This is a genomic window from Blautia segnis (assembly GCF_014287535.1).
Lineage (GTDB): Bacteria > Bacillota > Clostridia > Lachnospirales > Lachnospiraceae > Blautia_A > Blautia_A acetigignens.
On the sequence record NZ_JACOOT010000026.1, the window covers coordinates 24,899 to 38,856 of the forward strand.

Here is a 13,958-nt window from a genome sequence, read left to right on the forward strand (position 1 = left end):
AAAAGGTCTGATGTACACGGACATTCCTGCGGTTTCTGCCGCCAAAAAGGGGAAGCTGTTATCAGCCTCCCCTTTCATCATTCATGCTTTTTTATTTTTGAAAAAGCTGAATGCTTATTATTTCTTCTTATTGCGGTAAACAAGGATTCCTGCAATCAGTACCACTGCAATTACCAGAATGATTACGAATGGAAGGATTGGTGTGTTATCACCAGTCTTTACTGCGTTCTTCTGGTTTGCATCGGACTTGTCAGCAGCAGGTGTCAGTGTCTGATTCGGTGCTGCTGCAACGGTGAAGTTCACCTGTTTGGTATCCTGTGTGCCTGTGTTTACCCAGTTGCTTCCATCGAATTTCTGCTGGTTGTAGGTTACCGTTAAGGTGTAGTTACCACTCTTGCCCATACGGAAGGTTGCGGAATATGGAGCTTTGTCCCAGCTTCTTGATTCCAGAACTTCCCAGTTCAGAGGCAGATATCTTACATCACCCTTAATCGGGTTCTCAATGTCGGTTCCTGCTCCAACTGCTGTGAAGGTGATCTTGGTCTCTGTGGTGTAAGAACCATCAGAGCTGATTCCTGTAATTGTGTTCTTGGAAGCATCGGAAACGATCGGTCCGCGGCTTACAGAAACATTTACAGATACGATCAGGTTCAGGTTATCCGGATTGGTCACGCCATCTGGAAGGGTAACGGTACCATTTACAGAGAACTTCTGTGCTTCTGCACTGTTCTGGTTGTAAGCACATCCATTTACATCCCATGCTACGGAAGCGTTCATGTCGCCTGCTGTAGTGGTAATCTTAACTGTGGATGGGAGCTGTAATCCCTCTGCGGATTTCTCCACGCCGTTTGCCAGAGTGATGTCTGCTGGCTTGCTGACTGCGGTAAGCTTAACAGCTGCTTCAGTTACAGTGAAGCTTACAGGGATTACGATTTCTGTGATCTGGTCTGCTTTGATGGAGATGTTCTGGCTGTAAGAACCAGCTGCTAATCCAACTGCAGGTGCTACGGTAAAGGATGCCGTCTGACTGGAATCCAGTTCTGCTACCGGCAGATTGCCTAAAGTGAACTCACTTCCGCTGATGCTTACAGTAAGGTTTGTCAGTTTCACATTGCCTGTGTTCTCAAGAGTTACAGTTGCTGCTACAGGTGCTTCTGTGTAGCCAACCTCTTTGCTGTCAAATTCTACCTTTGAAGGATCTGCAGTCAGCTCCGGAGCTGGTGTCTCCTTAACAGAGTAGGAAACTTTAAGAGCAAGCAGGGTATCTCCAGTCTCTGCATTGACAACTGTTACGGTATCCTCAAAGTCACCAGTCTCGCTGGTATCATTTGGTGTAATGCTTAATGCTGCTGTAGTACTTCCATCTGCTGGAAGCTCAATTTCTTCAGAAGCAAAGGCTGCTGTTACAAAATCTTTATCAGTCTGTACTGCAAGCTTCACAGTTCCGGTACCGGAATTCTTCAGTTTTACAGGTGTAGGTGCAGTATCCGCATCTACGGTAAACTCGCCAAGGTTTACAGTGTTGTCCGTGATTGTTTCATCTGCTGCTTCAATCTTCGGATCATTCTGAACCTCTGGTTCTGATGGAACTTCCGGAGTAGGCTCTGCCGGTTCCTCAGTTGGTATCTGATTGTCGGCGGATGGTTCCTCGGTTGGAGTTGGGTCAGTTGTCGGCTCCTCAGCTGGTGTCTGATCATCTGCTGCCGCTACTACCATATCCGCATTGAAGGAAACCTCTGTACCCTCTTCTGTGGTATAGGTAATGGTATCCTTGTATTCTCCGGCCTCAACGCCTGCTCTTGGCATGATCCATACGGATGTCTGCTCTCCGGCTGCGAGAGGCTCATTGATATCCTGTACCATAAAGTGTTCCGGGCTGATCTCGTTAAAATTCAGAGTACCTGTACCGATGTTCTTAATGGTGACGGTCTTTGCTATGGAATTAGATTCCTCCTGTGTGAATCCGGCATCTACAGTTCCGAAATCTACAACTGCAGTTCCGTCCTCTGATGCAGTATCCGCTGCTGCCTCAGCTGCATAAGAAACTTCCTCCGGTGCCTGTGCATCCTGCGCATTGTCTGCCTCAGATGCATCGTTGCTCTGACCTTCTTCTGGAATTTCCAGATAGTCTTCTGTTCCAATATCGATTACGCTGTCATCTGTTGCGGTATCAGCCGGCTGTGCAGCATCTGCAGAATCAGCTGCTGAATCAGATGTATCTGTGGTATCTGCTGCTGTCTGGTTCTCTGCCGGCTGCATTTCATCAGCAGAAGCTTCCGGTTCCCCGCCAATATCAATTACTTCGTCCTGAGTATCCTCTGCTGGCTGAGCATCTTCTGCCTGCTGGATATCCTCTGCGGCAGAATCCTCAGCTGCTGTATCCTGTGCAGCTGCAGCATCCGGATCCTCTGTAGTCTCCTGCGGAGCTTCCTCCGGTGTTGCCACGATTTCAACTGTGTTTGCTTTCAGCTCACCAGTTACTCCAAGCTCGGACTTTCCGGTGATCTTCAGCTGGATCTTATTTCCAAGATCATCAGTTGTAAGCTTATAAGTTTTCTCCGTACCAACCTCTGTAAGCTGGTCTCCTGTTTTCCTTGACCAGCTGAAGCTTACGTAGTCATCACTAAGCCCCTCTGGTGTAACTTTGGTATAATCTGCGCTGAGTTCAGATCCTACAGCTGCAGTTCCTTTGATTTTCAGCTTGCCTCCTAATTCTCCGGACGGTACCGCAGAAGCGAATACCAGTGACGGAAGCAAGGAAAGCATCATAAGAAAAGTCATAACCATTGCTATAATTTTCCTAGATCTCATATGCCATCCTCCTTTACATTCCCCTTTTGGCTGAGTCTTAACATTATCGTAACATATTTTAAACATTTCTACAAGTGCTTTTTACAATGCTGTAAACTATGGGTCGCTTTGTAAAATGCTGCACCTGTATCTTTGTTTATGGTTATTATAGCAACCTGATTTTACGTCTATGTAATATGAATTTATCCAACAGGATTACTGGCAGTCCTTATCCCTCTACGATCAGATATTTTCCATCTGGCAGGACAAATACCTCGCTGGCTTCCTCCAGTTCGTCATCGCTCATACCATCCACATCCGCGCCCATACCGGACAGGTATTTACGCACCTCGCTGATGGAATCTGCCACCACTGCCATGCAGTCCTCAAGAAAAGCCTCTGCCTCCTCATAATTCTCTGCTACAGGCTCATCAAAAAGCTGCTCCTGATTTTCCAAAAATGTCTGGATGCACTCTTCTGTATACATCTTATATACCTCCTTTTTTATTTGCTGCATTTTTCCTCATAAAGATCCAGGATGTCTTCCGGAGATTCCACCAGGGCATCTGCGCCGTTCTTTAAAAGCTCTTCTTTTTCCCGGTAGCCCCACAGAACACCTACAGTATACATGCCTGCTGCCTTGCCTGTCTGCATATCCGTTCCGGAATCTCCCAGATACATGCACTCCTCTGGCAGCACGCCAAATGCCTCGGCAATCTTCAGAGGACCATCCGGTGCCGGTTTCTTTCGAATGGAATCGCTCTGGCCCATCACCATGTCAAAGACCTGATCTCCAAACATTCTTTTTACTACCTTCACAGCTGCCTCATGGGGCTTGTTGGAGCATACGCCAAGCTTTACCCCGTTTTGCTTCAAAGTTTTCAAAGTCTCCGGCATTCCCGGGTAATGCTGTATTTTATAGAAAGGATCCTTATCAAATTCCGTTCTGTAAAGCTTACGTGCTTCTTCATAATGTACAAGCTCTTTGTCTCCTGCATCGATCAGAAGTCTTTTTACCAGCATATCTGCACCGTTTCCACAGTAATACCGGTAATTCTCCACTGGCATTGGGTTCAGTCCAAACTTCCGCACTACCTGATTTCCTACAGCTGCCATGGAATCCAGAGTGTAAGCCAGTGTTCCGTCCAAATCAAAAATACATGCTTTTATCATTTTTTTATACCTCTTATGTCTATTCCAAGTTTCTTAAGTTCATATACCAGTCTGCCAACAGGAAGACCTACTACATTATTATAATCCCCGCAAATTCCCTTCACATAGATTCCAAATCCGCCCTGGATCCCATAGCTGCCAGCTTTATCCATAGGCTCTCCCGTTTCAATATAGGCGAGCAGTTCTTCCCTGGAAACAGGATAAAACTGTACATCTGTCTTCTCGCTGAAGGTATGAGCCTGCCAGGTATGTTTTTTCTTAAGCAGGAGCGTCACTCCTGTATAAACCTGATGTGTCTGTCCCTGCAGCTTCCACAGCATACGAAAAGCATCTTCCCTATCCGAAGGCTTTCCAAGAATTTCACCGTCACAGGCAACCACTGTATCCGCGCCGATGATCAGCTGCGGCTCCTTTTCGGCCTGAAGCAGGTCTGCAACTTCAGATGCCTTATCCAAAGACAACTTTTCTACTGTTTCGGCAGGATCTGATGTCTCTGCCTTTTCTTCCCCGCCGCTTACAACCACGGAAAATTTCAGTCCGGTTTTTGCAAGCAATTCCTTTCTTCGAGGGGATCCCGAAGCTAAAACAATTATTTCCATAATCTCTCCTTTTCTGTGTTATCAGTATAACCCTGTGCGTATATCGACGCAATGATTTTTTTCTTTTCTTTTTGTCCCAAAAGTATTACAATAAGGTCAGCCCCATCTGTTTGTTTCCAGGACAGGTGGAGAACCGCGAAAGGAGTATACAATATGGCAAAAATTAACAAATATTGGGGTATGGTTGCCCTTGGTGCAGTGACTGCCGCAGCAGCCGGTGCTGCAGCCGCCGCTTTTGCAAAGCGCAGAGTTCTGGAGCAGGTAGCTGATGCTGAGGATGATTTTGAGGACGAGCAGGAGACTTCCAGCCAGCCGGAAAAAAAGGAAGTTCATGAGGATTTCATTTCCTGGGAAGCAACTTCCGAGGAAGAGACCGCCGAAGTACCGGAAGATGAGGATTCAGCTGAAGATCCTGCCGAAAAGGATTCAGACGAAGATTCAGCGGACGCTGAGGAAACAGATGAGGAAGCCGTAGACAATGCTCTTGAAGAAGCAGAAAAAATTGCGGATGAATTCGAGGAAGATCTTGCAGAAGCAAAAGAAGAGCAGGACAAGGAAGAAGCTTCCATTCATATCGACTGATTTTTAGTCACTGATTTTGACAGATAAAAAATTGAAAGGCCGCTGCCCGGTAATTTCTCCGGACAATGGCCTTTTTAATTTTACAAATACTTATGTGAGGATGCTGGGTAAAGCGCCCTCTCTCATTATGCCTCTTTAATCTCGAGAACATCCATCGGACATGCTTTTACGCAGATGCCGCAGGCGATACATTTGCTTACTGTCTCTGCTTCTTCTGCTTTTACCATTACGCCGAATGGACAGACTTCTTTACATTTTCCGCAGCCTACACATTTCTTCTTGTTGATCATGTATACGCCCTTTGGATTCTGAGTGATGGCACCCTCTGGACAGACTTTTGCGCATTTTCCGCACTGTACGCATACAACTGGTTTCGGGCTTACGCCGTCTTTCTGTACAGAAATTTTGATGCAGGAAAGATCCTCGTCAAATTTCTTGTAAAATGCCTCTGAACAGGCAATTTCACATGCCTTGCATGCCATACATGCATCTTTTTTTGCTACGTTAAGCTTTTTCATTTTGATTTCCTCCGCTTTTGTAATATTTATGATAGTTGTTTTATCCTGCCGAATAGATGAAACTAACTAAAAAACTTCTGCGCAGAACTGCCGGCAATTCCCATAGGAATACCGGCAGTTCACACTGTTATAATAATTATTTAGTTTCACGATTCAGCAGTTAAATACCGCTTTTCAAAAGGCATTCTGCAAAGTAAAGCATGCAGACTGCAAACTTTTTAATCTTCTCCGGCAATTAAGCCTTCGGTAATTTGAAGGAACTCTTAAGGGATACAATACGGTTAAATATCGGTGCTCCCTCCTTGGAGTCGTGGATATCGGCACAGTAGAATCCGTTTCTTACGAACTGATAGCTGTCATAGCCTTTTGCCTTAAGAAGCTCTGGCTCTACATAAGCAGAAACCTCAACAAGGGAATTGGGGTTCAGGTTCAGCTCGCCAGTTTCCTTATCGTATACACCCTTCTCCTCGTCAACAATGTTCTCATAAAGGCGTACCGGAACCTTGCCGGCATTTGTTGCCTCTACCCAGTGGATGGTTCCCTTTACCTTACGTCCGTCAGGTGCGTTGCCGCCTTTTGTCTCCGGGTCATAAGTACAGTGTACCACATGAACGGTTCCGTCATCGTCTGCCTCAAAACCTGTACAGGTTACAAAATATGCGTTCATCAGACGCACTTCTGTTCCCAGGAAGAGACGTTTGTATTTCTTCGGTGGGTCGATCATGAAGTCTTCTCTTTCAATATAAAGCTCTCCGCTAAACGGAACCTTTCTGGTTCCAAGTGCCTCATTCTCCATATTGTTCGGAGCATCCAGGTACTCTACCTGTCCTTCCGGATAATTATCGATCACCAGTTTGATCGGATCAAGAACTGCCATGTAGCGCGGAGCCTTTAATTTCAGATCCTCACGGATGCAGTACTCAAGCATTGCATAATCCACAGAACTGTCAGCCTTGGAAACACCGCAAAGCTCTACAAACTTCTGAATGGATTCCGGAGTATATCCGCGGCGGCGCAGACCGGAAATGGATACCAGTCTCGGGTCATCCCAGCCATCTACGATTCCGGTCTCAACAAGCTTCTTAATATAACGCTTACCGGTTACTACGTTGGTCAGATACAGCTTTGCAAACTCGATCTGCTTCGGCGGATGCGGATACTCAAGCTCTCTTACTACCCAGTCATATAGCGGTCTGTGGTCCTCAAATTCCAAAGTACAGATGGAATGGGTAATTCCCTCGATTGCATCCTCAATTGGATGTGCAAAGTCATACATCGGATAAATACACCAGGTATCACCGGTTCTGTGGTGGCTTACATGTGCCACACGGTAGATAACCGGATCACGCATGTTCATGTTCGGAGAAGCCATATCGATTTTGGCACGGAGAACCTTCTCTCCATCTGCGTACTTGCCGTCCTTCATCTCCTCAAACAGCTGAAGGTTCTCTTCTACGCTTCTGTTGCGGTATGGGCTCTCTTTCCCTGGCTCCTTTAAGGTTCCGCGGTATTCCCTGATCTGGTCAGCACTTAAATCGCAGACATAGGCTTTGCCTTTCTTGATCAGCTTTACAGCAGCCTCGTACATCTGTCCGAAATAATCGGAAGCAAAAAACAGTCTGTCCTCCCAGTCTGCTCCCAGCCATTTGATATCTTCCTTGATGGATTCTACAAACTCAGATTTCTCTTTGGTCGGGTTTGTATCATCAAAACGCATGTTGAATTTACCGTTATATTCTTTTGCCAGTCCTGCATTTAAAAGAATGGATTTGGCATGTCCTATATGAAGATAGCCGTTTGGCTCTGGCGGGAAACGGGTATGAACGGTATCATAAACTCCTTCTGCCAGGTCTTTATCAATGATATTTTCAATAAAATTTTTGGAAACCGTTTCGTTCTCCATGTTTCTCCCTCCTGAAATCCTCTGTTATTTATAGCATATGAATACTATCAGTTAGTCTTAAAGCCTTCTTTTACAGGCTCCAGTTGATTTATCTTATCATAATCCCTCTCATTTTAAAAGTTTTTCTTAATAAAAAGTGGATTTTTTTATATCGTATAAACAAAAAAGTCCTTGAAATAGAATCAAGGACTTTAAGCTGATGACGGGAATCGAACCCGTGACCTCCGCCTTACCAAGGCGACGCTCTACCGACTGAGCCACATCAGCACTCTTGTGCTTCAGCATTTCTGCCGCTCACAGTTGATTATATTACCAGAAGGTTATGCGATTGTCAACAGTTATTTTCAAATTTTTTCAAAAAATATAAAATAATTAAAATTCTTCCCCCAAGCCCAGCCTGTGCCAGGCTGGGCTTTATGATATGGAATCTTTCTTTATGGGAATTTTTTATGAAAAGTTGTTTCTACGGTATGATCACATTTCTCACAAATCCGGTGTCCGTCAGTTCCCGGTCCGTTGTTTTTTTGTTGGTAAATACGGCGGTTCCATTTTGATTCATAGACAGGTCAAACTGCACTTCTTTTCCATTTATCTTTCCGCCGGATACGCCGTCAATCTTTTCCAGTTCATACCGCATGATCCTGCATTCGGAAACGGTATATACTCCTGCAGGAACTTCAAAAGATAGGCTTAGTCTTGCGTCTTTGGAGGTATCTGTATTTTCCCTGGTGAATTCTACTGTATCATAATAAGTGTACTTTTCTCCGTCCAGATCCGTTCCCTGCAAGCGAAATGTAAAAACAGGATTTCCATGGGCCCATACAATTTCCTTTCCATGGATTACTTTGTCCACCTGGATGGTCACCAGCTTCACATCTGTCATCTCAAAGGATTGGACGGCTTCCTCATTTTGGATCACGCATTTTACAGGCGCACCCTTTTTATAGCCTTTTGGAGCTTCCAATTCTGTCAGAAGGTACTCTCCTGCTGCCAGCCGGTTGATTCTGTGGGGTGTTGTCCCAGATATCCAGGTGTCCACGATTTTTCCCTTTGCGTCTGTAAGCCGCAGGGTGGCACCAGCTACCGTTTTTTGGGTGGCCTTGTCTGTTTTTCGAAATTCTGCTTTGGTGTATCCGTTCTCTACTGTAATGGTATGTCCCTGTTCCTGTTCCACAAGACCGTTTTCGTCTACTGTGAATTCATAGGAGCGTCCGTCCGGTACATAGCCATCCGGCGCTGTTTTTTCCTGAAATACGTAGGTTCCAGGGACAAGCCCCTTGATCTGGATCATGCCGTTTGCGTCTGTTGTATAAAGCTTCCCTTTGTCTGCTCCTTGTGTTTTCTCCCACAGAAGAAAGCTTACGCCAGCAAGACACCGATCCGGATCGCTGACATTTTCCTTTTTGGATACCTTTTTAATGCAGACCAGAGTTTCCTCATTTTGGAAGACGGCTGTTTTTTGTGCATCTCCTTCTTTTAATTCCACATCACAGACTTTTGACGTAACCACGTAACCTTTGGGAGGAGTCCGTTCCTCTACTGTATATTTTCCCATATAAAGAGGCTTCGAAATGGCTGTTCCGCTTTCATCCGTAGTAACTTTGTCCACTGTTTCTCCTGAAGAAAGCAGAAGCGTTCCCACAACAGAATAGATATCTGCCGCAGCTTTCACTTCAAATACAGCTCCCTGCAGGTTTCTGCCGGAAGGATCTTTCTTTCGAACAGTTATCGTTCCCTTTGGAGTGTCTTCTTTTATGATCACTTCTGTTTTATCTGTATTTCCGAAAACAGAGGCTGGGGTTCCCTGATGCCATTCAAAAATAACCGAAGCCATATTATACACATGTGCCTCCAGAATGTCCGGATTCTGGTTCACTGCGTAATAAGGCTGCAGACTGCAGCCTTTTTTTAATCTTACCGACAGCTGCAGTCTGAGGATTTTCCCGTAGCTGCTTTCTGGCAGGGAACCAATAGATGACAGCTTAAGCAGCTGATTTTTCACACTTAATTTCCAGTTTCCATCTGTTCCTCCAGAAGTTCCAAATGAAGCCAGCACATTCTGCTCAACCAGAAGCTTTGCGGATTTTAACTCAAAACAGTCTGCAAGCTCATCCTGGATATGAAGACCTGCGATTTTCCACTGTTCTGTGTTTTGGGGAATCTGCTGGGAAATCTCATATACCGTTTCAAAATCTCTGCCCTTATATTCTTTTGCTTTTACCTTTGCTGTTCCGTCTATGATCCATTTCTGCGGTTTTTCCGGTTCCGGCCGCTGAACCTTTGCCCGGGAAACAACCTCATTGGACCAGTTTGTCCCCTCCTGCCCGTTTTTGTGTCTGCAGGTAATGGAACCTTTGTTTTTTACCGCATAGCTGCACACATTCCCACTGTAGGAGGGCGTCATTTCTGATGCGTCCATCCTTGCCTTTATCTGGAATTCATATGTTTTTCCATAGAATGCCGAGGAAGCCAGTGCTGCCTGGGTTGCCTGAAAACTTACCACATCATCCTTCGCTGTGAGCTGAAACCAGGAAGTCACATTTTCCCCGGATGGAAGCATCTTGACAGCCGCATCCTCTGCGAAATCCACTCCTGCAGGGAGTGCATCTGTGATGGTACAGGATCCATAGTAATATGCCGGATGCTCCTCCGGGATTTCGGTCTGAAGGGTATAATAAAACTCATCCGAAATATTCACCAGATCGTTAAAAGCTCCCTGTTCTGCCAGTGTGTTTCCTGTCTTTTTGGTCAGCTTGGGATATTCCACAGGACCGTATCCTTTTGCATCCCACTGAAGCCCTGCCACACTTACACATGTTCCAGTCAACGCCTCTTCATACTGGTTTTGGATTGCTTTCGCCGGGTTCTTTGATACATTCCCGTAACCAGGGCTGAGAATTGCAAGATAAAAGCCAGCGGATTGATCCACTTCATAGACAACGGTATGCTCTGGAACTTCTCCTTCTACCTTGGCGGCAGGAGCTGTCAGCACCTCATAGTTTTTGGAAAAAAGCTCCGTCTGGAACACATTGACTACAGAATCCTTTGTGGCATATCTGTGCCCAATGGAACCATTCTGCAGCCGGATTCCAAAACGCTGGTACAGATCAATATCCAGCCATCTGAAGCGGTAATTTCCCGGTACAGGCGTACTTGTTCCGCTTTTTACAATATCTATTTTGATTTCCTGGGCTGGAAGACCATCTGCAAACAGAAGCCACAGGTCATCCGTATCGCTGATCCCAAAAATAGGCATCAGATCCGTCATTTTTGCACCTTTGTTGTCGTAGGTATAATCCAGATAATCCGTGCAGGTCATCAAAAGGTCCAGACTGGTATTTGCTTCTTTGTTAAAGCCTACGTTTGTAACCCGAAACCCGTATTTTCCTTTTGCACGGTTATCAAGGGGCAGATAATACGGACCTTGTACCGCTCCCTGTATCTTTTGCCCGGCAAGCACACTGCTTCCAGCCTGACTCCAGGGATACACTGCGGAATTGGAATTCCAGCCAAGCCTTGTATATTTGCTGCTGAAAACCGCCTCCCCATTGGTAACCGGAACAAAGCCGCCGTTTCCATTTCGTACAGGCAAACCCTCCTGCACAAAACCAGCATGTGCCGCATACAGGTCGATCAGATTCTCCATATTTTCTTCTGGAACAGCCTCTTCTCCTTCTGAAAAAAGCAGGTCATCCTCTTCCATCTCAGAAAATAGATCATTTTCTGTAAAAAATCCTTCGTCCCCTTCTGCATCCATCTGGTTTTCCAAATCTGTGGCATCCTCTGAACCAGTATCCTCTTCCTCACCGGTATCTTCCGAAATATTTTCCATTTCCTCTTCAGAGTTCCACGCTTCCTGCTCCTCTGCTCCTGCGGCTTCTTTCTCCCTTTCTATGGCTTTGCCCTCTTCCTGGGCCAATGCCCTGCTGTCCGGATGGGAAAATACCGCAGGCACAGCGATCACAGCTGCCAGTACAGCCTTTCTAAAAAATCTTTTCCTCATCCTGCGTCCTCCTGGCGGTCTGCCTCATACTGTTTTAAATAATTCTCATACTTTTTCTCCATGGTCATTCCTTCATCCTGCATCTGGATCACCTTTGCAGTTACAGGCACATCATAGCTTCTTTTCACATCAAGCTCCCCTTCCAGATAGAGAACCGTCACAATCTCGGAAAACAGAGGCGCAGTGCTTTCTCCTGGCATTAGTACCTTTTTATAGCCGTAAACATATTTCTGGCTATTCTGGTCCTGTTTCTTAGAAAACAGCGTCCATTTCCCTGTGTCTGCCTCAAACTGAAACAGTTCTCTTCTTTCCTTTTCTGTTTTTTTCCCGGTTTTTTCATCCACCACGGAAATGTTTTCCACCGGGATCCTGACTTCCAGAAAAACATTTGCCTCATTCTTTCCTGTATTCTGCACAACAGGATCCTTCTCCAGGGTCTGACCGGGATACACCTTCAACGCCTTCTCTGCATCCCAATGTGCCTCTGTCAGCCTGGCTTTTACAGAGCCTGCTGTGATCACATTTCTCACCTCGCCCACTGATCTGGTGAGATATGCAATTGTAACAGCCCCGGAAAATGCAATTCCCAGCAGCAGGCCTGCGCCTCCCAGTATGTACCGTTTTTTCCTCATTTTATTTCACGCTCCTTTTTGCTTTCACGCCTTCCCAGATATTCATGCACAGAGAAAACGCCAGGAAACAGGACAAAACCGCCGCTTTTCCATTCCAGGTGCTAAGAAACAGCCGTACATACCCCACATAGGGAACTGTAAAAACAACGGTTCCATATACATTCTCCCACTTCACAGGTTGGGTATCCTGCTTCTCGTTTGCATCTCCTTTTGTCATAAACAGCTGGGCGTTTTCATCTATTTCCATCACCCGGTGAGTGATAACCGTTTCCCCTTCAAAAAAAGTGATGATCTCCCCTTTTTTTATTTCCCGGGGCTGCTTCTCTTTCACATAAACGGCAGCCCCCACCGGAAGTGCCGGTGACATGCTCCCTGATACTACGGTATAACATCTCATTTTCAGAATCTGCGGATAGCAAAAACAGATCAGCATACCAGAAAGAATAATCAGGCACATAGCTTTTGGATATCTTTTATTCATCCTGGCTTTCCTTTCTGTACAGCCGCCAGCTGCTGACCGCCATTGCTGCCAGGGCACCAAACAATGCCAGCCATTTCACCGCAGCTTTTGTCTCATCCCCTGTTTTCGGGCTTGCTGCCACAGATGAAAAAACTTTTTCCCCTGCATTCTGGCTATTCTCTTCTCTGGAATTCTGCTGACCGTATTCTTTTTCGGAACCATCCGGATCTTCTTCTCTTTTACCTGCTCCCTGCGCCGAAAATACCCAGTTTACTCTGCCAAGAAGGCTCTGATACTGGTTGTCCATCTCTTCGCTTAAGGACAGCTTCACCACCAGGCTTTTCCCTTCGCCTGCTGCAAAATCTCCAAGAGAAATATTCTCCTTCATGTTCCAGCCTGCCCCGGTCACATTTCCGTCCACAGCCCCCCGATAAAGAACTTTGCTGTCCTGCCGAATCTCCACCACAGCATATCTGGACAGAAGCTTTTCCACCAGTTCCAGATTTTCCTGACTCATTTTTTCCTGCTCTGCAAGCTCTGCACGCAGATACATCTGAACCGGAATCTGAGAGGAATTGGTGATACGGATGGTCTGGCTTCTTGTGCATCCCGGCGTCAGGTTCTTGAAATTGGCAAACAGATCTGTGGTCTCCCCGCCGATTTTCAGCTTCTGGTTTTCCCCGAAGATTACACTTGTTACAGTCTCACAGGTACAGGGCTGATAGAAAATCCCCAGATCCCGCTCCTTTTTTCCCCAGATGGTCTCCATCTCACCGCCTTCAGCCTGAATGCTCTCCATATTGATCAGGATCCTGGCCTCTTTGTTTTTGTAGCGGTTGTCCGCTTTTTCGGACAGATAATATCGGTCCATCAGAGGTTTTCTGGTACTTTCTCCTGCCAGCAGAACATCCTTGTAGTACCAGTACCCATCATCCTCCAACGTCCAGAGATCCGTATTGTAGTGAATTTCGATCAGCCCTGGATCCAGATCCTTCTCTTCCTGAAAGCTCCCCTCTTCATCCATGCTCCCGAACATGCTGGTAACCTTCACCCGCACAAAAGAGTCCGTATTTCCCTCATTTTTAATAAATACTTCCTTCACGACTTTCTGTCCGGGATCTACATGATCCGGTCTTATATAATTCTCCTGTATGGAATTTTTGTAGGAGGACATAGACAGCAGGTTTTCGGCATATTCTGATACATTCCACGCAGCCAGCACAGCACCGCATACAAACAGCATTCCTGCAAACACAAGAAGGGCCATACATGTAAACGTATGCTTTTTCATAGCATCT

Annotated in this window: 11 protein-coding genes and 1 tRNA gene; 1 reads left to right on the top strand and 11 read right to left on the bottom strand. The window is 45.9% G+C overall.

The features are described from left to right. Nucleotides 1–117 precede the first annotated feature (117 nt). From H8S54_RS18295 to H8S54_RS11595, 4 genes are all read right to left on the bottom strand, one after another. A complete protein-coding gene (locus H8S54_RS18295) occupies nt 118–2,811 on the bottom strand; it encodes a COG1470 family protein (protein ID WP_243176803.1) in 2,694 nt (897 codons plus the stop codon). 208 nt (nt 2,812–3,019) lie between these two features. Continuing rightward, complete coding sequence (locus H8S54_RS11585) at nt 3,020–3,277, bottom strand: glyoxalase (RefSeq protein ID WP_117854038.1); 258 nt, start codon at nt 3,275–3,277, stop codon at nt 3,020–3,022. Nucleotides 3,278–3,294: 17 nt separating this feature from the next. Further along, complete coding sequence (locus H8S54_RS11590; protein ID WP_117854040.1) at nt 3,295–3,963, bottom strand: HAD family hydrolase; 669 nt, start codon at nt 3,961–3,963, stop codon at nt 3,295–3,297. Then, on the bottom strand, nt 3,960–4,562 hold the full coding sequence (locus tag H8S54_RS11595; protein WP_186901529.1) for a Maf family protein: 603 nt from the start codon (nt 4,560–4,562) through the stop codon (nt 3,960–3,962). Before H8S54_RS11595 ends, H8S54_RS11590 begins: the two co-directional genes overlap by 4 nt. A gap of 153 nt (nt 4,563–4,715) precedes the next feature. On the opposite strand from H8S54_RS11595, the gene H8S54_RS11600 reads away from it, so the two are divergent. Further along, a complete protein-coding gene (locus H8S54_RS11600; protein ID WP_186901530.1) occupies nt 4,716–5,144 on the top strand; it encodes a hypothetical protein in 429 nt (142 codons plus the stop codon). Between the two features lie 125 nt (nt 5,145–5,269). Here the strand turns inward: H8S54_RS11600 and H8S54_RS11605 are convergent, their stop codons facing one another. From H8S54_RS11605 to H8S54_RS11635, 7 genes are all read right to left on the bottom strand, one after another. Next, complete coding sequence (locus H8S54_RS11605; protein WP_117854047.1) at nt 5,270–5,662, bottom strand: 4Fe-4S binding protein; 393 nt, start codon at nt 5,660–5,662, stop codon at nt 5,270–5,272. 235 nt (nt 5,663–5,897) lie between these two features. Further along, nucleotides 5,898–7,565, bottom strand: coding sequence for a glutamine--tRNA ligase/YqeY domain fusion protein (locus H8S54_RS11610; protein ID WP_186901531.1), 1,668 nt, complete (start codon nt 7,563–7,565; stop codon nt 5,898–5,900). Nucleotides 7,566–7,759: 194 nt separating this feature from the next. Then, nucleotides 7,760–7,832: transfer RNA gene (locus H8S54_RS11615), tRNA-Thr, on the bottom strand. Between the two features lie 196 nt (nt 7,833–8,028). Beyond that, nucleotides 8,029–11,568, bottom strand: coding sequence for an isopeptide-forming domain-containing fimbrial protein (locus H8S54_RS11620; protein ID WP_186901532.1), 3,540 nt, complete (start codon nt 11,566–11,568; stop codon nt 8,029–8,031). Then, nucleotides 11,565–12,200: a hypothetical protein gene (locus tag H8S54_RS11625; protein ID WP_186901533.1), complete on the bottom strand. Its 636-nt coding sequence runs from the start codon at nt 12,198–12,200 to the stop codon at nt 11,565–11,567. Before H8S54_RS11625 ends, H8S54_RS11620 begins: the two co-directional genes overlap by 4 nt. Before the next feature lies 1 nt (nt 12,201). Continuing rightward, a complete protein-coding gene (locus H8S54_RS11630) occupies nt 12,202–12,681 on the bottom strand; it encodes a signal peptidase I (RefSeq protein WP_186901534.1) in 480 nt (159 codons plus the stop codon). Then, nucleotides 12,674–13,951 carry a hypothetical protein gene (locus tag H8S54_RS11635; RefSeq protein ID WP_186901535.1) on the bottom strand — a complete coding sequence of 426 codons (1,278 nt, stop codon included), beginning with the start codon at nt 13,949–13,951 and terminating at the stop codon, nt 12,674–12,676. The genes H8S54_RS11630 and H8S54_RS11635 overlap by 8 nt, the downstream gene beginning before the upstream one ends. Nucleotides 13,952–13,958 lie beyond the last annotated feature (7 nt).